A 22,141-nucleotide genomic window follows, 5' to 3' on the forward strand; every position below is an offset into this window, starting at 1 on the left:
GGCGGGCTGTACTTCAACTTAGAATTGGTAGTTCATACCGACCGAGAGCAAATACTGGTCTTCATCGTAGAAGTCGATGTTGGAGTCGGTTTTGGAGTAGCCAGCAAATGAAACCAGCGACCAGTCTTGCCAACCCATAAACTCTTGATATTCATACGCGGCAAAGAAGCTCAGTTCATCTTCGTCACGTGCCTTACCATAAATTGCATTGATGGCGTCGTAAGAACGGTTAGTATACCCAGCGGTCAGTGCGAACTGGTGGCGGTTCATGATCTTAAAGTAACTTAGCTCACCGCCAACTGAATCGAGTGAGTTGGCATCTCCGTCGGCATCAGTTTTGATGTAGGTGAGTGAAGGCTGCAAGAACGAAGTGCGAGTCAACGGTAGACGATAGTCACCTTTTAGATAGATCGATGAAGAGTCACGCTGAAGAGCATTTCGCTCTGCGGTTGTTAATGATGTATCACTGACACCAGATTTTTCATCGTCAATATCGCGGGTTGCATACGCGGTGTCTAGGCTGAAGTTAGAGCCCATAATATTGTTGAACTTCAGACGGAATGCATTGCCTGTTTCGTCTGTGGTTTGACGCTCTTGGCCCGTCAGGAATGGGTCAGACCAAGTTTCGCCCGACATCACTGTCGGTAGGAAAGAGGCATCAATCACCATACCTGACGCAAGTTGTTGCTTATATCCTAGCTCCAGCGCTAATGTACCGACAGCGATATCTTCACGAGCCATACCTACGTAAAACTGTTTGTCTAAATTTGTACCGAAGGTATAGGCCAAGCTACCAAGTGGCAGTACTAGCGCACCGCTGTCTGAAGAGGCCGTTTGATTGACATCATTGATGGTTTTATCGCCATCGGTATTGAAGTTTGAAGTGGTAGAGGCAAATCCAGCGCTGAGTGACACTTCACCACTAAATCCTGCTTGTTCTGATAGCTGAGCCATCGTTGGAAGGGCAACCAGCGACAGGGCTATTAGAGAGAGTTTGGCTTTCATTGAGGGTTCTCCTTGTTATGAACCTTTTGACATTAGATAAGTGGTTGTCGAAGTTTTGTCGAACTAATCTGACCATCGTCAGAGTGATTCCAATGTGGTTACGGACTTGTATAATTACACGCTGTTTTATTATTCATAAATGAAACGTTATAAATTCTATCTGGGATCTCATTAATAAGCGTTATGTTTGCATACCTACTCCTTGTTCTGAATGTGGCTCTGGTCATCCTTAACTCAGCTTTTTGCTCGATCGTCATTTGTATCATTGCTTTGATTAAAGCCGTGTTACCAAAAGGTAAATTGCAGGCAAAAGGTACTGCAATGGCTAATCGGGTGATGTGGCTGTGGGCGACCATTAACTCCGGCATTCTTTCCTTGTTCAATCGTGTCGAATGGGACATCGAAGGCGGTCAAAGTTTAAGGAAAGACGGCTGGTATTTACTGATCAGTAACCACCTAAGCTGGACCGACATTGTTGTATTGTGCTGTGTGTTTAAAGACCGCATTCCTATGCCGAAGTTCTTTCTTAAGCAACAATTATTTTACGTTCCGTTTATAGGAATGGCGTGCTGGGCGCTAGATATGCCGTTTATGCGTCGCTATTCCCGAGAGTATTTGATTCGCCACCCGGAAAAGCGTGGTCAAGATTTGGCAACAACTCGTCGATCTTGTGCCAAGTTCAAGCACACCCCAACGACGGTGGTGAATTATGTGGAAGGCACACGTTTTACTGAGCAGAAGCAGAAAAAGAGCAAAGCAGGCTATCAGTATTTGTTGCAGCCCAAAACGGGGGGAATTGCTTATACGTTGGCGGCCATGGGCGATCAGTTTGAAAACATTATTGATGTCACGCTAGCGTACCCAGAAAACACCGATAAACCGTTTCGCGATATGCTGATGGGACGAATGACCAAGATAGTCGTACGCATTAAAGTGTTGCCTGTCGATGACAGCGTTCGTGGGGATTACTTCAACGATAAACCTTACAAGCGCCAGTTTCAGCAATGGTTGGGTGATATATGGCAGGATAAAGATGAACTGCTAAAAGAGATTCATCAGGATAAGTAGATCAATCGAATACTAAAAAGGGAGCCAAGGCTCCCTTTTTTACGTAATCAACTTATTACTTTTTAGTCAGTAGGAAGTTAACCAACTCGAAGTATTCGTTAATTGTTTTGATGCTCTGTGCCTGAACAAGGTACTTATTGTTTACGACCACTGCCGGTACGCCAGATAGGCCGCTGTCTTTAAACTGCTTGTCGAAGCGGCGCACCATAGAGTCAACGGCAAAGCCTTTGAATGCTGCATCAAATTTCTTCGCATCAATGCCTTCGTCTAGGAAGATTTGACGCAATTCTTCATCATTTTTTGGTGGCTTACGCATGTTGTGAATGCGGTTAAACATGACTGGTACCATTTTGTCTTCCACTTTCAGCGCTACCATGGTCGCGTAGGCTTTGCTCATCGACTCACCCATGCTACCACCCATGAAGGAAACGTGATTTTTCTGGAATTTAGCCCCTTCTGGAAGTTGAGCTTTTAGCTGTTCGATGATTGGCTCAAACGTATTACAGTGAGGGCAGTAGAAAGAGAAGAACTCGGTCACGGTTGGCTTTTGTGAAGCCTTGCTGAGAGAAGCTGAAGGAATATCAAGAACTTGATAATGTTCACCTTCTTTGAATTGAGCGGCGTGAGCAGAAAGGCTCAACATAACAGTTGCGACAAGTGCAAACAGCTTTTTCATTATTGACTCCATGTTTGTCATTTTGGCTTCTTACCACTGAGGCATCAGTGAGAGTGGTGGCTCACTCAATGCCGAAATTTGTTCTTTGAAAGCTAATACCTGGCTTTCCCAGTATTTTGGATCATCAAACCACGGGAAGGCGATAGGAAAAGCAGGATCCTGCCATCTTTTTGCCAACCATGCCATATAGTGCACCATACGTAGACCGCGTAAAGGTTCAATTAGTTTCAATTCGTTGGTATTAAAGTCGTTAAACTCCTGATACGCCTCAAGCAGAATATCTAATTGCATCAGTTTATCGGCACGCTCGCCATTAAGCATCATCCACAAGTCTTGTACTGCCGGTCCATTACGAGAGTCATCAAGATCGACAAACATTGGGCCGTCGCGCCAGAGAATGTTCCCCGGATGGCAATCACCGTGAAGGCGAATGATGTTGGCTGAGTCATCCCATTGTTGTTGCAGCGATTGAATCAACAAGTCTAAGTCATTGAAGAAGGCATTCTCCAGATGAAATGGAATAAACTGTGATTGCTCCAGAATCTTACGTGGTTGATGCAGGTATTCTTCGAGGCTGATGGTGGGTCTGTGCTTAAAGGGCATTCGAGCGCCGACTTTATGGATTCGACCAAGGAAACGACCTACGCCTTCCAATTGTTCGAGGTTATCCACTTCAAACTGGCGTCCGCCAACACTGGCAAACAGTGCAAACAGATACCCCTGATATTGATGCAGAGTTTGCCCCTGAATTTTTATCGGTGGGGCAACCGGGATATCGGATTCAATCAGCTCCAGAGTAAAGTCGTGCTCTTCTTGTATCTGTTCTGAACTCCAGCGCTCGGGGCGATAAAACTTCACCACATAACGTTGACGCTCTTCATCAGTAAACTGATAAACACGGTTTTCATAGCTGTTGAGTGGCAGAAAGCCGGATTCGGCGCGAATGCCGATGCTTTCCAAGGCGTACCACATAAAGTCGGGTGTCAGAGCATCAAAGTTAAAGGCTAGTTGTGTCATAAATAAAAAGGGCTCATTGCTGAGCCCTTTTCCATGTTTTAGGTAGAGGTAGCCGCTAAAGTTTTTTTATAAAGCGGCTTTCTACTTCAATCGTAAAGTCTTCGCTATCGGACAGTATAAACTGAATTGTCGCAACAGGAGAGCTGAGATTGTCCGGATTGACGCCTAAGCTCATTGGCAGGTTGTACACTTCACCCGGTGAAACGTGGACAGTTTGTTTGCCATACCAAGAAACATCAGTGAGCCCTAACACATCCAACTTATACTCTTGAGTTTGCTGAGTTTTGTTGATGATCTTCAGTGTGTAGGTGTTTTCTACTTCGCCGGAGCTGTTGACGCGGAATAACTGATTACGGTCACGCAGCACGCTAAGGCCTGCTGGGTCAACGGCTGCCACTTGGGCAAAGAAGAGACCGATCATGACTAACAGTACCGCGCCATAGCCAAGTAATTTAGGGCGCATGACTTTGGTATTTTTTCCTGACAAACGATGCTCTGTGGTGTAGCTGATCAGGCCTTTTTCATAGCCCATACGATCCATCGTATTGTCACAGGCATCAATACAAGCGCCACAGTTGATGCACTCATATTGCAGGCCATCGCGAATATCGATACCGGTCGGACAGACCTGCACACACAGGTTACAGTCGATACAGTCGCCTAAACCCAGAGCTTTTGGATCGGCTTTACGTGAGCGAGCACCACGAGATTCGCCTCGTTTTGTATCGTAGCCAACGATGAAGGTATCTTTATCAAACATGGCTGACTGGAAGCGCGCATACGGACACATGTGGACACACATGATCGAGCGCATCCAACCTGCATTAGCGTAGGTACAGCCTGCAAAGAATAGCACCCAGAACACTGGCCAGAAATCAGCGTTAAAGGTGAAGAACCCGAGAACAAGATCTTTGATCGGAACAAAGTAGCCGGTAAAGGTGAAACCTGTTGCCAGTGCAATGGCCCACCATGCTAGGTGCTTAAGTCCTTTACGCATTGCAAGATTAGCGGTCAGCTTGCCTGAGTCTTGTTTGCGGCGTTTGTTGGCGCTGCCTTCTAGCTTCTCTTCAAACCAGATGTACATGAAGGTCCAGACGGTTTGAGGACACAAATAGCCACACCATACTCGGCCTAAGAAGGTGGTGAGGAAGAACAGACCGAACGCGGAAATCATGAACAGCAATGCCAGCAAGGTCAGATCTTGCGGGTAAAGTGTGGTACCAAAGAAGTTAAACTGCTGATGACCAAGGTCTAATAGAACTGCCTGACGTTCCCCGTACGGAATCCATGGCACCATAGCGAAGAGAACCAGTAGCAACCAGCCTCCGTAGCGACGTAACTGTTGAAATGTGCCCTTACTTTCACGCACGTAGATGCGGTTGCTCGGGTTAAACCTGTCCCCAGTGTTTTTGTGCGTCTTGGGGTTAAAGGTCTTGGGAGTCACGTCTTTTATCTCAATTTTGTCCTGACTCATTACGCTTCCTTCTTGGGCTAAAGGCGAGATTTCTTAGCGATCCCGCTCTGCGACTTTGCTCTTTAATATTTTAGTATTTTCTTATGGACGGCGATTATATACGCAATCATTTTTTTATTTCTTTAAGGCTATCAACCTTTAACAACAAAGATCAGTACAGTTTTATAAATAAATTGCCTAACAGTTTTGCCCGTCTAAATGATTTGGATATAAAAAAAGCGACCCTAAGGTCGCTCTGGCCTAAGCCTGATTATTTGATGATGCCACGCGCCCGCAGAATCGCGGTTTTAAAATCGTCTTCCTGATCTTTTTTCAGCCCCGGAATCATTTCATCTTTGCTGCTGTTGCGCATTTTGAGGTGGTAGATCAGTACATCGTCGGTGAGATCTTCCAGTTTACCTTCGTAACCTGCTTCCTGCGCGAGCTGGACAATAAACTGCAGCAGGTTCATTTGCTGATCTTTTTGCCATTCAGGCTCGAGTAGCTCGAGTAGTTCTTCAATGCGATGACACTTCATCGGCTTTCTCCACACTTTCTATGTTGGTATGCGGTTAAGGTACCAAATCAGACAGGCCAATACCATGGATTCAGGGATGGGAGAATGAGAAAAGAAAAAGCGCAGTGGAGACTGCGCTTTATGCCTATGCCGCCTTAGTGACTTTGGCTGAAGAAGAGGACATTAACGCTGTCTTTTCTACTAAAGTCATTCCGGGCGCGAGTTTTTGTGCCGCTGGAGTAGTGACAAAGCCACCACGACGACGCATCGCACGGTTTGTGTGCGACGTACACCTGACTGCTGTTGGGCGCATTGATTAACCTAACTGCCAGGCACATCCATTGCCGAACTTATGGCCTGATTAGCTATGAGTTGCGCTTCATTACTGAAGAATGGCTCTTCTGGCTCACGCCAATCCAAGTAGCTAATCAGGAATAATGATATGAAATATGCATATCAGGGATCAGATTAGCATCATCTGATCAATTGATCGATATCTAATCGATCTTGTTTGTTTCCTCTCACTACAATTATGTGAGAGGCGTAGTAGTAGTGAGACAAGTGTGCGGATTAGTATGATACCGTGTGATTATGTTGATGGCTGCGCTTTACCAAGGAGGTGTGCATGTCGTTTTTTAAGAAAACCCTCGCGAGTTTTGGTATCGGTTCTGCAAAAGTCGATTCCGTTCTACAGCAAGAAGTGCTGTACCCGGGTGAAAAGGTCAATGTGACGATTCATGTCTACGGCGGCTCGACGGCGCAGGAAATTGATAACATTGAGATGAAGCTTTATTGCCGCTACATCAAAGAAGTACCAGCCAATCAAGACAGAGACGAGCATAACAGCGGCCATATGCGTCGTATGCCGACCAGCTATACCTTGGCTCACTGGACGTTGCCGTATGCATTTACCATTGAGCCGGGAGAAACGCGTGATTTTGAAGTCGAGCTGGACGTGCCATGGAATGCGCCCGTCACCATTGGCGACTCCAAAGTGTGGTTGGAAACCGGGCTGAATATTGCCTTAGCTAAAGATCCCAGTGACACTGATATTCTCACAGTACGTCCTGATCCTTTGTTAGATGGCATCTTTACGGCTTTGGAAGAGCAGGGGCTGCGTATCCGTCAGGTTGAGTGTGAAGCGGTAGAGGGATTTGAGCTGCCTTTTGTTCAGGAGTTTGAATTTGTGCCGACCACGGGGCCTTTCCACGGTCGCTGGCGTGAATTGGAAATGGTGGCGTATCGCAGTGATGATGAATTACAGATGTGGTTTGAAATTGATCGTCATCGTGAAGGTGCAAGGGGAATGCTAGCGAGCTTGTTAGGCGGTGGGCAGTTAAAACGTCAGCTGACGCTCTCCGTTCATACCCCAGCAGATCAGGCAGGTCAGCAAGTTTTAGAGTATCTCGACAGTCACTCTTAACGTAAAGTTAACAGTTTGGGCTTACAAGTGTAAGCTGAATGTGCCATACTTTGGAGTAAATATTCCACCAGAGTATGGCTTGTTATGTCGACCAATCACACTGCACCTTACAGCGTCAAAGAAGAAATCGCCAATACACTGACCCACGGTATCGGTATGGTACTTGGCATAGTGGGCTTGGTGTTGCTGCTGATCAAAGCCGTTGATCACAATGCGGATGCTCTGACTATTACCAGTATGAGCATCTACGGTGGCAGCATGATCGTGCTGTTTCTGGCTTCTACTCTGTATCACGCGATTCCTTATCAGAAAGCCAAGCGGGCGCTGAAGACGTTTGATCACTGTGCGATTTATTTGCTGATTGCTGGCAGCTATACACCATTTCTGCTCGTCAGTCTCAGAACGCCTTTGGCGATTGGTTTGATGATCGTCATCTGGACCATCGCGCTGGTCGGCATCATCATGAAATTGGCGTTTGTTTATCGTTTTAAAAAGCTTTCGCTTGTGACGTATTTATTGATGGGTTGGCTATCGCTGGTGGTCATTTATCAACTGGCGTTGAATCTGGATGTCGGTGGACTCACTTTGCTGGCCGCGGGTGGAGTGATCTATTCACTGGGCGTGATTTTCTATGTCGCTAAGCGCATCCCATTTAATCATGCCATTTGGCACGGGTTCGTTTTAGCAGGATGCGCTTGTCATTTTCTGGCGATTTACCTCTATGTCGAGCCGATCTAACGTGTTTCGAGATTAATGACTTTGGCGGTCACTAAGTACTGCTCAGCTTGATCGATCGCCAGTTCAATCGTTTTACCCTGCTCTGCTTGTTGAGGGCGTAGATACGTGTCGGCCATGCGTTTGATAGATTGCCATACTTTGACCGATTCTTTGCTCAGCACGTCTCCCGAGGTCGTCGAGACCTGAATTTCGATTTCAACTAAAATCACTGACTGGCTACTTTGGTTGGTTACTGAGGTTGGAATCATTAACTGACCATCTTGATAACTCACCGCACCTAATAACACTTCCACGCCTGAGTCAGACAGCTGCATGGTGGCACGATCGCTACCGACAGTGACAATGGTTCCTACCGCTTTTTCGATCAGCGGAATGGCTGCCACTTTGGCTTTTTTGACCGGAATAGTAGCGGCTGGCTGAGTGGTCTCTTCAACTGCTGCCATTTCATCGGTTTTGTTTGCTTCCACTGGCACTACATATTGCCAAGTGAAGTCGTCATTAAGCTGGACTTGGCGACCATCTTCGAGAGTGACAGTTTGGCTGGCAAACACCAATGAACTGGTTAGCAAGGTAAAGAGTCCGATTAGTTTTTTCATTGTTGTGTCCTTAACGTCGCCAGAAAGCCGGGAAAAACAGCACCAATAAAGTGAGTATCTCCAGTCGCCCCATCAGCATTCCAAAGCTGAGCAGCCACTTAGCGGCATCTGGTAATGGGGCAAAGTTACCTGTCGGCCCAATCACTGCACCCATGCCAGGACCAACGTTGGCCACGGCGGTGATAGACCCAGAAATGCTGGTAATAGGATCCAATCCCAATGCGCTTAAGCATCCAGCAATAAAAATAATCGTGATAAAGAACATCAGTGCGAAAGCGACTACAGAGCGCACGATGTCATCGTTCACCGGCCTATGATTGTAACGCTGAACAAATACCCCAGAAGGATGAATAAGCTTCATCATCTGTTTGTTGAGTAGCGTCATCGCAATCTGAAAGCGGAAGACTTTGATTCCGCCGGAGGTTGATCCTGAACAGGCCCCCGCCATCATTAAGAAGGCAAACAAGGTGGTTGGCAGTGCGCCCCATGCGGTGAAGTCTTCTAGACCAAACCCTGTGGTTGTCACGACAGAGACGATATTGAACATCGACACCCGTAGCGCATCCATAACGCTGTAGCCATCTCGTATCACTAACCAAGCTGAAATGATCAGGCTGGTGATAAGAAACAGGTAGGTGAAACCGCGTACTTGCGCGTCATTGATTAACTCATCTACCCGGCGCTTGCGCATCGCTGCCACAAACAGCAGGAAGGGCAATCCACCTAGGAACATAAACAGAGTCGCTACCCAATGAGACCCTTTAGAAAAGTGGTTCATTGAGCCATCTGAAGTGGAATAGCCGCCTGTCGAGAGAGTGGTGAACGAGTGGTTAATCGCCTCGAACAAATTCATGCCAGTCAGAAGATAGCCGACCATGCACAAGCCAGTCAGAATCAGGTAGACCAACACGATGTTTTTGGCCACGGTCTTGGCGCGGGGGCTGCTTTTATCTGACCAATCAGAAGATTCGGTATGGAAAAGCTTCATACCACCGACGTTGAGCATCGGCAACACCGCGACCGCCATGACAATGAAGCCGATTCCGCCAAGCCACTGCAAGATAGAACGCCACAACAAGATGCTCGGAGCCATGTCATCCAGCCCACTGAGTACGGTTGAGCCGGTTGTCGTAATGCCAGACATGGTTTCAAAGTACGCATCGGTAAAGCTGATGTGGTTGATAAACACAAACGGCAGAGCAGCAAAAGCACTGGCGACCATCCACACCAGACTGGTGATTAGGAACATATCGCGCGCGCTGAGTTTGAAATGCTTAGTACGACCGATTGTCAGACAGACGAAGGCAGCAAGGTGGGTGATGACCACTGATTGGCCAAACTCAAGAAACCCTGCAGTGCCTGTAAAGAAAGCCACCAGAGTGGGGACGTACATGAATAGGGCCAGTTTAGACAGAACCAGCCCGATAACAAACAGTACAGGACGGAAGTTGACCATAGTGTCAATCCTAGAGGAAGAAAGGACTCGGTTGGAATAGCGCTTCGACGTCTGGGACGTACTTCTTATCCACCAGGAACATCACTACGTGGTCGTCTTGCTCAATCACAGTTCGGTCATGAGCTATTAGGACTTCTTCACCACGAACAATCGCACCGATTGTTGTGCCCGGTGGTAGTTTGATGTCGCCAATCGCGCGGCCAACGACTTTAGATGTGGTTTCATCACCGTGAGCGATGGCTTCGATAGCTTCTGCTGCACCGCGACGTAGTGAAGAGACGTTAACAATATCAGCCCGACGGACGTGCGTTAGCAAGGCGGAAATCGTTGCTTGCTGAGGTGAGATAGCGACGTCAATGACGCCACCCTGAACCAGATCCACATAGGCACCGCGCTGGATAAGCACCATCACTTTCTTGGCTCCCATGCGTTTCGCCAGCATGGCGGACATGATATTCGTTTCGTCTTCATTGGTCAGGGCGATGAACACGTCGACCTGATCGATATTTTCTTCGGTAAGTAATTCCTGATCCGCAGCGTCACCACAGAAGACAATGGTGTTTTCCAGCTCTTCAGACAGCTTTTCAGCGCGCTGGTAACTGCGCTCAATCAACTTGACGCTGTAAGACTGCTCAAGGCGCTTAGCTAAGCTGGCGCCGATGTTACCACCCCCGACAATCATAATGCGGCGATACGGCTTTTCCAGTCTCTGCAGTTCACTCATGACCGAACGGATGTGGTTACTGGCAGCGACGAAGAACACTTCATCATCGGCTTCGATAATGGTGGTGCCCTGAGGACGGATAGGACGCCCCTGACGGAAAATAGCGGCAACGCGAGTATCTATGTGTGGCATGTGCTCACGCAAGGCCGATAGGGCATTACCAACCAGCGGGCCACCGTAATATGCTTTCACCGCCACTAAGCTGACTTTCTGTTCGGCGAAGCTCACCACTTGCAGTGCGCCTGGATATTGGATCAGGCGCTCGATGTAGCTGGTTACCAATTCTTCAGGTGCGATCAGGTGGTCAACCGGAACGGCACCGGATTGGAATAGCGCTTCTTTCTCGGCCAAGTATTGTGGCGAGCGGATACGAGCGATACGGTTGGGAGTATTAAACAGAGAAAAGGCAACCTGACAGGCGGCCATATTGGTTTCATCCATATTGGTCACGGCGACCAACATGTCGGCATCTTGTGCGCCGGCTTCACGCAGCACATCAGGGTGACTGGCGTAGCCGTTCACTACCCGTAAATCATATTTATCTTGCAGCTCACGCAGTCGGTCGCTATTTCTGTCGACTATGGTGATGTCATTGTTTTCACCGACCAGATTCTCTGCCAGTGTACCGCCTACCTGACCAGCGCCAAGAATGATGATTTTCATACCGTTTCTCGTCTAACCAAAATTTAGGGGATCGATGATCCCCGAATTACTACGCGATTTTTGTCAGGATGGCGTAATAAAAGCCATCCATGTCCTCTTCGCCTGGAAGCACTTGGCGTCCTGGGTTGTCTACCGGCGAACCTTCTAACTGAGCATTCGCGGTGCGCGCCAGAAACGCTTTCACCTGTTCGCTGTTTTCCTGTGGTGTGATAGAGCAGGTCGCATAAACCAGCGTACCGCCCGGCTTCAGCTGTTGCCACATCGCATCCAGAATCTCGCTTTGTAGTTTTGCTAAGGCTGCAATGTCATCACCACGACGCAGCCATTTGATGTCTGGGTGGCGGCGAATAACACCCGTGGCCGAACAAGGTGCATCGAGCAGGATGCGATCAAATTGCTCGCCTTGCCACCAATCTTTTGGCTTACGTGCGTCACCGCAAATAACTTGCGCTTTCAGTTGAAGGCGTTGCAGGTTGTCGTGTACGCGTTTGAGGCGGCTGTCATCACAGTCAATAGCCACTATCTGGGCATCTTGAGTACGCTCAAGAATATGGGCGGTTTTGCCTCCTGGTGCAGCACAACAATCTAGAATTAACTCGCCATCTTTTGGCGTTAGGTAGTTAATCGACAACTGAGCAGCAGCATCCTGAACAGAAACCCAACCTTTCTCAAAGCCTGGCAATTTTGTCACGTCGCACGGGGCGGCCAATTTTAGGGCGTCGCTCGCTTCACTGTGAATGCTGCTATCTATGTTTTCATTTTTGAGCAGTTGCTGGTATTCGTCACGGCTGTGATGTTGTTGATTCACACGCAACCACATTGGTGCTTTGCTGTTGTTGGCTTCAATAATGTCTTGCCATTGCTGTGGGTAGGCGTCCTGAAGCAGTTTAAGTAACCAGCTCGGGTGACCGTATTTACCAGCATTGTGGCTCATGGCATGAGCATCTAACTCTTCTTGGTTACGTTGATAGTTACGTAACACTGCATTGATTAAGCCGCGTAGGCGTGGGCCTTTGAGCGTTTTGGTGCCTTCGACGGTTTCACCGACGGCTGCGTGCGCTGGAATACGCATAAAGCTCAGTTGGTAAATACCGACCAGAATCAGGTGGTGGAAAACGCGTTGTTTGCCTTTAAGAGGCTTATCCATCAGCTCATTCGCGATCGATTCAAGGCGAGGTAAATAACGCAATGATCCGTAACAGATTTCCTGTAACAACGCTTGATCGCGAGGTTTGACTTGTTGTTGAGCCGCGGGAAGTGCGTTAGACAGAGACTGGCCTTTATCGACCACTTGGAAAAGGACATTAGCCGCAGCAGCGCGAACATTCATGTTGAATACCTTAACAGTAAGGGAGGGTGTCTCCACCCTCAAAAAGTACGTATAAATTAGGTCAGCTGTGTGCCGACTTCAAACCAGCTGGCACGCGAGTTGAGGATATCCTGAACCGGCATGGCTTTTTTACCGGGTACCTGAAGCTGTTCGAGAACCAGAACATGCTTGCCAGTGGCAATGTAGATCCCCGTTTTATCTGCTTGAAGTATGGTGCCGGGTGCCTCAGTTGTCGTTTGAACGTCAACGCGGCTTTGCCAGACTTTGATGCTGTTGTCGGCTGCTTCAAAATGGCTCATCGGCCAAGGGTTGAAGGCGCGCACACAACGTTCAATATGCTCAGCGTCATCATTCCAGTTAATGCGTGCTTCTTCTTTGCTGAGCTTTTTGGCGTAATTCGCCAGCTCGTCATCTTGCTTTTCAGGTGACGCTTTGCCGTCAGCAATGTCAGCCAGACACTCGACCAGAGCTTGCGGGCCAAGTCCAGCCAGCTTTTCATACATAGAAGCGCTGGTATCTGTGGCTTCGATCGGCAAAGTTGCAATTTTCAGCATATCGCCAGTATCTAAGCCGATATCCATCTGCATAATGGTGACGCCTGTTTCCTGATCGCCGGCCCAAATAGAGCGCTGGATAGGGGCGGCACCGCGCCAACGTGGCAGAATCGAACCATGGACATTGATACAACCCAGCTTCGGTGTATCAAGTACGGCTTGTGGCAGCAATAAACCGTAAGCGACCACGACCATCAGATCCGCATTCAAATCAGCCAGTTCTTGCTTGGCGTCATCTGACTTAAAGTTTTCTGGTTGGTAAACCGGGATATCATGCTCAAGCGCGATATTCTTGACTGGGCTGGCAGTCAGCTTCTTGCCTCGGCCCGCTGGACGATCTGGCTGGGTGTAGACCGCAATAACCTCGTGCTCCGAAGACAACAACGCCGCCAAGTGACGGGCGGCGAAGTCCGGAGTACCGGCAAAAACAATTTTCAAAGGTTTGCTCAAAGTACGTTCCTTTAGTGAGCCATTAGGCTTGGCTGGCTTGCTTTTCGTTAAAGCGTTTGATTTTTGCCAGTTTGTCCTGAATGCGCTTGCGTTTTAGAGGCGAAAGATAATCGACAAAAAGTTTGCCTTCTAAATGGTCAAGCTCATGCTGAACACAGATTGCAAGCAGGTCATCTGCTTCAAATGTGTATTCTTTGCCATCACGGTCAAGCGCTTTCACCGTGACTTCCGCAGCACGCGAAACCAGTGCTCGTGCACCAGGAACAGACAAACAGCCTTCCTCAATGCCATCTTCGCCACGCTTATCAAGAATTTCAGGGTTGATCAAAACCATTGGCTGATCGCGAGTTTCTGAAATATCGATAACGACGATACGTTGGTGGAAATCAACCTGGGTTGCTGCCAGACCAATACCTTCTTCGTCATACATGGTTTCAATCATGTCGTCGACGAACTTTTGAATCTCAGGGGTCACCTTCTCTACTGGTTTTGCAACAGTGCGAAGGCGCTCATCTGGGAATGTTAATACTTGTAATACAGACATATACACTCGAAATGTTGAACTGAGCCGAATCAGGATAAACCTTGTTGGCTCAATTCTAGACATTTTGCCACTCAAATGACAGCCTCATTACACTTTTGCGTATTTTCCCCGAGTTAAATTGCACTGTGAATCATGTCAAATTTGGCGAACACTGAGTAGCCAAGCTTTGTTTGGAATAAGAGGTTTAGGCTGACTCTCTCTAGCTCATCAGTGTCGTGTAACAAGGTGTTAGGCCGGATTAAATTTTCCTATGACGAAAGAAGAACTGACGGCTTGGCTGAGCTTGTACTTTACGCCGCGGATTGGGCCCAAAACGTTTCAGCGTCTGGTAGCGGTAGACTCTCCAGTTAACATCATTGACTCTTCACCCGAGACATTACGCCGTTTAGGCTTTTCCGACTCGCAACTGAATTATCTCCAACACCGAGCTGCCGAGGATATTGAGGCGTGTTTCGAGTGGCAAGCAGAATCAAGTGCCAGAACCATTCTACCTTTGAGTGATCAGCGTTATCCGGCACTACTGAAACAGGCTGACGCTGCGCCAGCAATACTGTTTGTTGAAGGTCAGCTAGAGAGTCTATCTCGGCCACAAATGGCGATTGTGGGCAGTCGCAATGCCAGTATTGATGGGCTTAACACCGCACGCAGCTTTGCAACCCAGTTGGTGAATCAAGACATGGTCGTGACCAGCGGCTTGGCGCTAGGCGTTGATGGTTATGCTCATGATGGGGCACTCAATGGTAATGGCCAAACCATCGCCGTGCTCGGTTGTGGCTTAAATTCTGTGTATCCGGCACGGCATAAGAAGTTAGCTCAACGAATCGTTCAACAAGGGGCGTTGGTGTCTGAGTTCCATCCTAATGTGAAGCCAAAAGCCGATAATTTTCCACGCCGAAATCGAATCATTAGTGGTTTGTCATTGGGCGTTTTAGTCATAGAAGCGGCAGAGAAAAGTGGCTCTCTGATCACCGCTCGCTATGCGATGGAGCAAGGCCGCGAAGTGTTTGCGATTCCCGGCTCGATTCATCATCCCCATGCGAGAGGTTGTAACCTGTTGATAAAACAGGGTGCGTGTCTGGTTCAGCAGGTTTCTGACATAACCGATGAAATTGACAGTCTGATTCGCTGGTCTGATGTTAATAAGCCGCCAGTGCAAAGCGATCTATTTGAACAAATTGATTGCAAAGAAGAATTGCCATTTCCTCAGCTGTTAGCTAACGTAGGAAGTAAGGCTACACCAGTTGATATTCTTGCAAGCAGGACCAATATACCTGTGCATGAAGTCATGATGCAGCTCTTGGAGCTTGAGCTCTCAGGGCATGTTGTTGCGGTTTCCGGTGGCTATATTCGAAAGGGGAGGGGCTAGCTATGATGATGGATATCCTTATGTATCTGTTTGAAACTTACATCCATAGCGATGCGGAGTTACAGGTCAATCAAGATGAGCTAGAAGAAGAATTACTTCGTGCTGGCTTTCATCAAAAAGACATCTATAAAGCCCTTGTCTGGCTGGAAGAGTTGGCTGCATTGCAGCAAAGCGAAACGCATTCCGCGATTTCCATTTGCAGCACATCTACCTCAACGCGTATCTATACCGCGAAAGAGTGTGAGCGCTTAAACCTTGAATCGCGAGGTTTTCTGACTTTCCTTGAGCAGGTCAATGTGCTGACGACTGAGACGCGTGAAATGGTGATTGACCGTATCATGGGGCTTGAAACAGACGAGTTTGAACTGGATGATCTGAAATGGATTGTGCTGATGGTTCTGTTCAATGTTCCAGGTAATGAAAACGCCTACACGCTTATGGAAGAGCTGTTGTATACCAAAGAGCAAGGTATTCTTCACTAAACTCCATGAGTGGCTATGAGCGGTAAAATAGATCATCAGTTGTTTTCGGCCCATGAGCACGCTTTAGAACATAAAGCGTGCCCTAAATGCCAGTCTGAGCAGCGCGAGGGCGAGCTACAACTTCGTCACGGCAAGCATGGCCCGTTTTTGGGCTGTAATCAGTATCCAACCTGCGACTTTATCCAACCTTTACATCAGAATGACGGCCATATCATTAAAGAGCTGGGCGTACCTTGTCCGGAGTGCTCTAATGAATTGGTGCTCCGCCAAGGGCGTTACGGTATGTTTATTGGTTGCAGTCATTATCCGCACTGTGACCATATCGAGTCGCTTGAGCAACCGACTGAACAAGAGGTTCAAGCAGAACATGCGTGCCCGGAGTGTGGCAAAGGTCATTTGGTCGAGAGGAAGAACCGTTTTGGCAAAGCCTTCTTTGCCTGCGATAACTACCCTAAATGCAAGTTTGCGGTCAATCAGCAGCCAGTTAAGGGTAAGTGCGAAAAATGTGGTTTTCCTTTATTGATCGAGAAGAAGCTCGCTAGTGGGATTAAACATCAGTGTGCCGATCGAAAATGCCATCACACCCAGAATGAACAATAAAAACGGCGCTGTTTCAGCGCCGTTTTTGTTTTTATTAAGTTTGCGATGACTAGTGCTTAATGTGACGCGCGATCTCATGAACCGCCGCGAAAGCATCCGCGTCTAAGACTTCTGCCAGAGCAGATAATTGACGTTGCAGTTCACCACTGTAATCACCACACACGTTAATGTGGCCCATCTTACGTCCTGCGCGTTTGTCTTTCCCATACCAGTGAACGTGACATCCCGGCATAGCGAGTACGCTTTCTGGCAGGGTATCTTCACCGAGGATATTGATCATCGACGTTTCGCGGATCAGCTTGGTGCTACCCAGTGGCATGCCACACACTGCTCGTAAGTGATTCTCAAACTGACAGGTTTCTGCGCCTTGTTGTGTCCAGTGGCCAGAATTATGGACACGAGGTGCGATTTCGTTGACCAATAAGGTGCCATTCAAATCAAAGAACTCGAGGGCCAGAACGCCTACATAGTTGAGCTCGTTAGCTACCGCAGTGAACATCTCTTGTGCCTGTTGTTGCAACTCAGTATCGGCTATGGCTGTTGAGACGCTCAGTACCCCGTTGGTGTGGACGTTTTCTGCAAGTGGGTAGACCGCGACTTCGCCATTTTTACCGCGTGCACCGACAAGTGACACTTCACGTTGAAAAGGAACAAACTCCTCCGCAACAATCGCTTGTGTTTCGGTGGCGCCAATACACGCTTCCATCTCAGCCCATACTGCGTCTATTTGCATTGGGTCTTTGAGTCGCCACTGGCCTTTGCCGTCATAACCACCTAAGGCACTCTTTAGTACCATTGGGATACCGACATACTCTATAGCGTGAGCAAAGTCTTCGCGTGTTTGGATTACATGGTATTTGGCGTTGTGGACCTTAGCCCTGTCCAGCAATGCTTTTTCGATTCGTCGGTCACCGCCAGCTTTGATGGCGTTGGCAGAGGGGAAGAGCTTTCCGCTTGCTTGGCAAACATCAAGAATATCATGTGGGATATGCTCGAACTCGGCGGTAATCACATCTGCTTGCTCAATCGCATTGTCCAACCCTTTTCCCAGTAGCGACTGAGTCAATGGATGGACGATATTCTCGCTCGCAACATCATACGCGATAATATCGATGTTCAGAGGAGCTCCAGCCAGTGACATCATGCGTGCCAGCTGTCCCGCTCCAAGCACTAACACTTGCATGGGATTAGTCCTCTGCCGGGTTTGGATTCGCTAACACGGTTTCAGTTTGCTGGTTGCGAAATGCTTCGACTTTCTCCATCACGGCGTCATCATGTGTGCCGATGATCTGAGCCGCGAGAATGCCCGCATTCGCCGCACCTGCTTCGCCAATGGCCAATGTGCCTACCGCGATACCTTTTGGCATTTGAACAATTGATAGTAGAGAGTCCATCCCTTTTAGTGCACGCGATTGAACAGGGACACCGAGAACAGGTAAGCTAGTGAAAGCGGCCGCCATGCCTGGTAAATGAGCAGCGCCACCAGCACCGGCAATGATGACTTTCAGGCCGCGCTCTTTAGCGCTGTTGGCATAATCAGCAAGAAGCTGCGGAGTACGGTGAGCTGACACCACTTTTGTTTCATATTCGACGCCAAACTGATCCAGCATTTCTGCTGCTAGTTTCATGGTTGGCCAGTCAGATTTAGAACCCATGATGATACCGACTTTCATCTTAAACTCCTTTAATGCAACTCTATTGATGAGCAGATAAATTTGAGCGCATTATACGGGGATTTTACTATCAAGCAAACGTTTGCGCGAAGTTTAAATCCAGATTGACACAATTTATAAATAAATAGCTTTAGTCACTACCAATGATTATTTGTAAACTTAGTGATTAGACAGTACATCAGACAGGAAAGAATCAGTGGATAATTTTGAGCAGGCTCTGTTGGCTCTGAAAAACGGTGAAGTGATTGCGTACCCGACGGAGGGTGTATTTGGTGTCGGTTGCGATCCTGACAACCCTGAAGCGATTCAGAAACTATTAGAACTGAAACAAAGGCCAGTGGAAAAAGGTCTGATCCTGATCGCTGCTAGCTATGAACAATTGCTGCCGTACATTGATGAGTCTCAGCTGACGGATGAGCAGCTACAGAAAGTCCATCAGACTTGGCCTGGCCCCGTTACTTGGATTATGCCGTGCAGCGACAAAGTGTCGGATTGGGTTTCAGGCCAGTTTGACTCGATTGCGGTGCGTGTGACTGATCATCCTTTGGTACAAAAGATGTGTAATGCGCTTGGAAAGCCGTTAACCTCTACCAGCGCAAATTTGACCGGTGAACCCCCTTGTATGACGACCGCAGAAGTTGAACAGCAACTCGGTGATCGCTTAGTCGCAATTCTGGCGGGAGACACGGGTGGGCGAGACAAGCCAAGTGAAATTCGCGACGCAAAAACATCCAAGGTATTAAGACAGGGTTAACCCTGCAAAGGAAGTAGAAACATGTCAGCCATCGACAAGCAAGCAGTGAAACAGTTCCTGATGGAGCTACAGGATTCCATTTGTCAGCAACTTGAACAGGCCGACGGCCATGCTGAGTTTATAGAAGATGCGTGGAGTCGTGAGCCTGGTGAACGTTTAGGTGGTGGTGGCCGCACTCGAGTGATGAAAGAGGGGGCTGTATTTGAGCAAGGTGGTGTGAACTTTTCGCACGTACAGGGAAAAGAAATGCCAGCGTCGGCTACGGCACATCGCCCTGAACTTGCAGGCCGTCGATTTGAAGCGATGGGCGTGTCCTTGGTCATGCACCCGAAAAACCCTTATATCCCCACATCCCACGCCAATGTGCGTTTCTTTATTGCAGAGAAAGATGGTGAAGCGCCTATCTGGTGGTTTGGTGGTGGCTTTGACCTGACACCTTTCTATCCGTTTGAAGAAGACGCCCAATATTGGCATAACACTGCTAAAGAGGTGTGTGCACCGTTCGGCAGTGAAGTGTATCCAGAGCATAAAGCGTGGTGTGACAAATATTTCTACCTACCTCATCGTGATGAAACACGTGGTGTTGGCGGTTTGTTCTTTGACGATTTGAATCATTGGGAGTTTGATAAGTGTTTTGATTACATCAAAGCCGTTGGTGAAGGGTATTGCCAAGCCTACCTGCCAATTGTCGAGCGTCGCAAAGCAACCGAATACGGTGAGCGAGAGCGTCAGTTCCAGCTCTATCGTCGTGGTCGCTATGTTGAGTTTAACTTGGTTTATGACCGCGGAACGCTGTTTGGCCTGCAAAGTGGTGGGCGTACGGAGTCGATTCTGATGTCGATGCCACCACTGGCGCGATGGGAATACAGTTACCAAATTGAGCCGGGAACCCATGAAGCAGAGCTATATCAGGACTACTTGAAGCCTCGCGATTGGTAACACTTTCTTCCTTATAGGGTTAATGATAGGGTCATTGGTTTGCAATGGCCCTTTTTGTTTTGAGTAGGTAAGGATATGACCCAGCAGATAGATCGTTATGCCGTTTTTGGAAACCCGATAAGCCAAAGTAAGTCTCCCTTTATTCATACGCTGTTTGCTCGTCAAACCAATCAGTCACTGACGTATACCGCTGAACTGGCTCCTGTGGATGGATTTGTTGCGGCGGCTGAAACTTTTTTTGCTCAAAACGGAAAAGGATGCAACGTCACTGTGCCATTCAAGGAAGATGCTTACCGACTGGCTACACGTTTAACAGAGCGGGCTCAGTTGGCGGGTGCCGTCAATACACTGAAAAAGCTCGATGATGGTGAGATCTTGGGTGATAACACCGATGGTGAAGGGCTGGTACAGGACCTACTGCAGAATCAGGTCGTGATTGAAGGTGCAAGAATTCTCTTGATCGGTGCAGGAGGTGCGGCTCGTGGTGTAATCAAGCCTTTACTTGACCAAAGCCCTGCTGAAATTGTGATTACCAACCGGACCTTATCCAAAGCGCAGACACTACAAGAGATGTTTTCCAGCTTTGGTCCGATTAAAGCGGTTGAGATGGCACACATCGAACAGAGCTACGACATTATCATCAACTCGACGTCTTCCAGTCTCAGTGGCGAGCTGCCTGCGATTTCATCGGCAATCTTCTCACCTAACTCTACCGTTTATGACATGATGTATGGCTCTGGTCACACGACATTCAATCAGTGGGCAATTGAGCATAATGCGGCGGTGGTATACGACGGATTGGGCATGCTGGTGGGGCAGGCTGCGGAAAGCTTCATGTTATGGCGAGGCATCCGCCCAGGGACAAAACAAATTCTACGCGAATTAAGAAAGAATCTAGAGGGTATGTATGAATCAGTCGATTCTGTTTCCCGATATGCAGCATTGGGATGACCACCTGCAAGCAATCGTGTTTCCCGCTCAGCAGTCAGGTGCGTTGATAGAGTGCGTGGTTACCTTGAATCAGCTGGAAGTCTTGGCTGGGCAAAAACTTCAAGGAGCTGAGCAAGCTCTTGTTTGCTTTAGTCAGCACCGGTTTGACCTGGAAGAGTTAGCCGAAGAGCTGATTGAAGACGAAGCCTTCAATCAGTCAGGGCAAGTCGAAGTTATTTGCTAATCACATCGACATGATGCAGGTAATCTTCTTTGTTCTGCACATAATTGTCGGCTGACTTTTGTAGGAAGGCGCGTTCTTTATCATTAAGAGGACGTGCCTGTTTGACTGGGCTGCCTACATACAAGTAACCGCTTTCGAGAGTTTTTCCCGGTGGGACCAAACTGCCAGCGCCAATCATGACGTCTTCTTCTATTACCGCACCATCCAATACAATCGCGCCCATACCTACCAGCACCCTGTCTTTTATAATGCATCCATGCAGCATCACTTTATGACCGACAGTGACATCGTTGCCAATAATAAGCGGGTAACCATCAGGGTTTTCCTGATTTTTGTGCGTAACATGCAATACGCTGCCGTCTTGGACATTGGTTCGTTTGCCAATGTGAATATGGTTGACATCACCGCGAGCCGCAACCAAAGGCCAGATGCTCGAATCATCGCCAATTCTAATATCGCCCACCAACACTGAGCTTTGATCAATATAGACACGCTCACCAATGACGGGGCGTGTATCTTTATAACTACGCAAGGCGCTCATTTTTTCTCCTTATATAGAGGAATTCTGGATAAACAGAGGTAGAAGAGTAAGGAAAATAGCTATCTTTGAATAGAAAATACTCAAACGGCAAAAAAATCAAAAAAAACTGCAAAAAGGGGTTGCCAACGTGACGTCGATCTCTATAATGCCCCCTCGCTGACACGGGAACGCTTCGAAGCTTCTGTTTTGAAACGATGAAGCCCAGTTAGCAAGGTCGATTAGCCAAGCGGAAACGCTTGAAAATAAGTTTGAAAAAAGTGGTTGACACTAAACTTTATCTCGCTAAAATGACCGCCTCTTCCGAAGTGATGTGAGTCACAAAGAAGAACGCTCTTTAACAATATAAACCTATCAATCTGTGTGGGCACTCGTTGATGATAATCCAATTCGATACTTTG

25 protein-coding genes are annotated in these 22,141 nt (G+C 48.0%); 10 read left to right on the top strand and 15 right to left on the bottom strand.

Annotated features, from left to right (window positions below):
- Window positions 1-18: 18 nt before the first annotated feature.
- Complete coding sequence (locus VIC_RS02130) at window positions 19-1,005, bottom strand: DUF2860 domain-containing protein (protein ID WP_006957500.1); 987 nt, start codon at window positions 1,003-1,005, stop codon at window positions 19-21.
- A 183-nt stretch (window positions 1,006-1,188) separates the two neighbouring features.
- On the opposite strand from VIC_RS02130, the gene VIC_RS02135 reads away from it, so the two are divergent.
- Window positions 1,189-2,073: an acyltransferase gene (locus VIC_RS02135; RefSeq protein WP_006957501.1), complete on the top strand. Its 885-nt coding sequence runs from the start codon at window positions 1,189-1,191 to the stop codon at window positions 2,071-2,073.
- Window positions 2,074-2,128: 55 nt separating this feature from the next.
- Here VIC_RS02135 and VIC_RS02140 read toward each other — a convergent pair whose 3' ends face one another.
- The 5 genes from VIC_RS02140 to VIC_RS26830 form a co-directional block, all read right to left on the bottom strand.
- Entirely contained in the window at window positions 2,129-2,749 is a 621-nt protein-coding gene (locus VIC_RS02140) for a thiol:disulfide interchange protein DsbA/DsbL (RefSeq protein ID WP_006957502.1), read from the bottom strand.
- 30 nt (window positions 2,750-2,779) lie between these two features.
- The gene (locus tag VIC_RS02145; protein WP_006957503.1) at window positions 2,780-3,766 is read right to left on the bottom strand and encodes a serine/threonine protein kinase; all 987 of its coding nucleotides are present in this window, start codon (window positions 3,764-3,766) and stop codon (window positions 2,780-2,782) included.
- A 55-nt stretch (window positions 3,767-3,821) separates the two neighbouring features.
- The gene (gene ccoG, locus VIC_RS02150) at window positions 3,822-5,240 is read right to left on the bottom strand and encodes a cytochrome c oxidase accessory protein CcoG (RefSeq protein WP_006957504.1); all 1,419 of its coding nucleotides are present in this window, start codon (window positions 5,238-5,240) and stop codon (window positions 3,822-3,824) included.
- Window positions 5,241-5,490: 250 nt separating this feature from the next.
- Window positions 5,491-5,757 (bottom strand): YihD family protein, encoded by a 267-nt coding sequence (locus tag VIC_RS02155; protein WP_006957505.1) that lies wholly within the window; start codon window positions 5,755-5,757, stop codon window positions 5,491-5,493.
- Window positions 5,758-5,881: 124 nt separating this feature from the next.
- A complete protein-coding gene (locus VIC_RS26830) occupies window positions 5,882-6,049 on the bottom strand; it encodes a hypothetical protein (RefSeq protein ID WP_164492178.1) in 168 nt (55 codons plus the stop codon).
- A 312-nt stretch (window positions 6,050-6,361) separates the two neighbouring features.
- On the opposite strand from VIC_RS26830, the gene VIC_RS02160 reads away from it, so the two are divergent.
- Together VIC_RS02160 and trhA are read left to right on the top strand one after the other, a co-directional pair.
- Window positions 6,362-7,159 (top strand): sporulation protein, encoded by a 798-nt coding sequence (locus VIC_RS02160; protein ID WP_006957507.1) that lies wholly within the window; start codon window positions 6,362-6,364, stop codon window positions 7,157-7,159.
- Window positions 7,160-7,243: 84 nt separating this feature from the next.
- Window positions 7,244-7,897, top strand: coding sequence for a PAQR family membrane homeostasis protein TrhA (gene trhA, locus VIC_RS02165; protein ID WP_006957508.1), 654 nt, complete (start codon window positions 7,244-7,246; stop codon window positions 7,895-7,897).
- Here the strand turns inward: trhA and VIC_RS02170 are convergent.
- Genes VIC_RS02170 through def form a run of 6 tightly spaced genes read right to left on the bottom strand, consistent with a single transcriptional unit; the run spans window position 7,894 to window position 14,214 of the window.
- Window positions 7,894-8,493, bottom strand: a complete 600-nt coding sequence (locus VIC_RS02170; RefSeq protein ID WP_006957509.1) for a DUF3157 family protein — start codon at window positions 8,491-8,493, stop codon at window positions 7,894-7,896. The two genes, trhA and VIC_RS02170, sit on opposite strands and share 4 nt — an antisense overlap.
- A 10-nt stretch (window positions 8,494-8,503) precedes the next feature.
- A complete protein-coding gene (locus VIC_RS02175; protein ID WP_006957510.1) occupies window positions 8,504-9,949 on the bottom strand; it encodes a TrkH family potassium uptake protein in 1,446 nt (481 codons plus the stop codon).
- 10 nt (window positions 9,950-9,959) lie between these two features.
- Window positions 9,960-11,336 (bottom strand): Trk system potassium transporter TrkA, encoded by a 1,377-nt coding sequence (gene trkA / locus VIC_RS02180; RefSeq protein ID WP_006957511.1) that lies wholly within the window; start codon window positions 11,334-11,336, stop codon window positions 9,960-9,962.
- Between the two features lie 49 nt (window positions 11,337-11,385).
- Window positions 11,386-12,666 carry a 16S rRNA (cytosine(967)-C(5))-methyltransferase RsmB gene (rsmB, locus tag VIC_RS02185; RefSeq protein ID WP_006957512.1) on the bottom strand — a complete coding sequence of 427 codons (1,281 nt, stop codon included), beginning with the start codon at window positions 12,664-12,666 and terminating at the stop codon, window positions 11,386-11,388.
- A 56-nt stretch (window positions 12,667-12,722) separates the two neighbouring features.
- Window positions 12,723-13,670, bottom strand: a complete 948-nt coding sequence (gene fmt / locus VIC_RS02190) for a methionyl-tRNA formyltransferase (RefSeq protein WP_006957513.1) — start codon at window positions 13,668-13,670, stop codon at window positions 12,723-12,725.
- Window positions 13,671-13,692: 22 nt separating this feature from the next.
- Complete coding sequence (gene def, locus VIC_RS02195) at window positions 13,693-14,214, bottom strand: peptide deformylase (RefSeq protein ID WP_006957514.1); 522 nt, start codon at window positions 14,212-14,214, stop codon at window positions 13,693-13,695.
- A 250-nt stretch (window positions 14,215-14,464) separates the two neighbouring features.
- On the opposite strand from def, the gene dprA reads away from it, so the two are divergent.
- Genes dprA through VIC_RS02210 form a run of 3 tightly spaced genes read left to right on the top strand, consistent with a single transcriptional unit; the run spans window position 14,465 to window position 16,662 of the window.
- Complete coding sequence (gene dprA / locus VIC_RS02200; protein ID WP_006957515.1) at window positions 14,465-15,580, top strand: DNA-processing protein DprA; 1,116 nt, start codon at window positions 14,465-14,467, stop codon at window positions 15,578-15,580.
- 2 nt (window positions 15,581-15,582) lie between these two features.
- On the top strand, window positions 15,583-16,062 hold the full coding sequence (locus VIC_RS02205) for a DUF494 family protein (RefSeq protein ID WP_006957516.1): 480 nt from the start codon (window positions 15,583-15,585) through the stop codon (window positions 16,060-16,062).
- Window positions 16,063-16,077: 15 nt separating this feature from the next.
- The gene (locus VIC_RS02210; protein WP_006957517.1) at window positions 16,078-16,662 is read left to right on the top strand and encodes a DNA topoisomerase family protein; all 585 of its coding nucleotides are present in this window, start codon (window positions 16,078-16,080) and stop codon (window positions 16,660-16,662) included.
- A 49-nt stretch (window positions 16,663-16,711) separates the two neighbouring features.
- Here VIC_RS02210 and VIC_RS02215 read toward each other — a convergent pair whose 3' ends face one another.
- Window positions 16,712-17,845 carry a 5-(carboxyamino)imidazole ribonucleotide synthase gene (locus VIC_RS02215; protein WP_006957518.1) on the bottom strand — a complete coding sequence of 378 codons (1,134 nt, stop codon included), beginning with the start codon at window positions 17,843-17,845 and terminating at the stop codon, window positions 16,712-16,714.
- A gap of 4 nt (window positions 17,846-17,849) precedes the next feature.
- Window positions 17,850-18,335: a 5-(carboxyamino)imidazole ribonucleotide mutase gene (purE, locus tag VIC_RS02220; protein WP_006957519.1), complete on the bottom strand. Its 486-nt coding sequence runs from the start codon at window positions 18,333-18,335 to the stop codon at window positions 17,850-17,852.
- 196 nt (window positions 18,336-18,531) lie between these two features.
- Between purE and VIC_RS02225 the strand changes: the two genes are divergently transcribed.
- From VIC_RS02225 to VIC_RS02240, 4 genes are all read left to right on the top strand, one after another.
- The gene (locus VIC_RS02225; protein ID WP_006957520.1) at window positions 18,532-19,089 is read left to right on the top strand and encodes an L-threonylcarbamoyladenylate synthase type 1 TsaC; all 558 of its coding nucleotides are present in this window, start codon (window positions 18,532-18,534) and stop codon (window positions 19,087-19,089) included.
- 21 nt (window positions 19,090-19,110) lie between these two features.
- Window positions 19,111-20,028: an oxygen-dependent coproporphyrinogen oxidase gene (gene hemF, locus VIC_RS02230; RefSeq protein WP_006957521.1), complete on the top strand. Its 918-nt coding sequence runs from the start codon at window positions 19,111-19,113 to the stop codon at window positions 20,026-20,028.
- 75 nt (window positions 20,029-20,103) lie between these two features.
- The gene (aroE, locus tag VIC_RS02235) at window positions 20,104-20,979 is read left to right on the top strand and encodes a shikimate dehydrogenase (RefSeq protein WP_006957522.1); all 876 of its coding nucleotides are present in this window, start codon (window positions 20,104-20,106) and stop codon (window positions 20,977-20,979) included.
- Window positions 20,936-21,202, top strand: coding sequence for a DUF1488 family protein (locus VIC_RS02240; protein WP_006957523.1), 267 nt, complete (start codon window positions 20,936-20,938; stop codon window positions 21,200-21,202). The genes aroE and VIC_RS02240 overlap by 44 nt, the downstream gene beginning before the upstream one ends.
- On the opposite strand, the gene VIC_RS02245 is transcribed toward VIC_RS02240, so the two are convergent.
- Window positions 21,192-21,743: a gamma carbonic anhydrase family protein gene (locus VIC_RS02245; protein WP_006957524.1), complete on the bottom strand. Its 552-nt coding sequence runs from the start codon at window positions 21,741-21,743 to the stop codon at window positions 21,192-21,194. The two genes, VIC_RS02240 and VIC_RS02245, sit on opposite strands and share 11 nt — an antisense overlap.
- Window positions 21,744-22,141 lie beyond the last annotated feature (398 nt).

The sequence above is a fragment of the Vibrio coralliilyticus ATCC BAA-450 genome (assembly GCF_000176135.1).
In the GTDB taxonomy this organism is placed as follows: domain Bacteria; phylum Pseudomonadota; class Gammaproteobacteria; order Enterobacterales; family Vibrionaceae; genus Vibrio; species Vibrio coralliilyticus.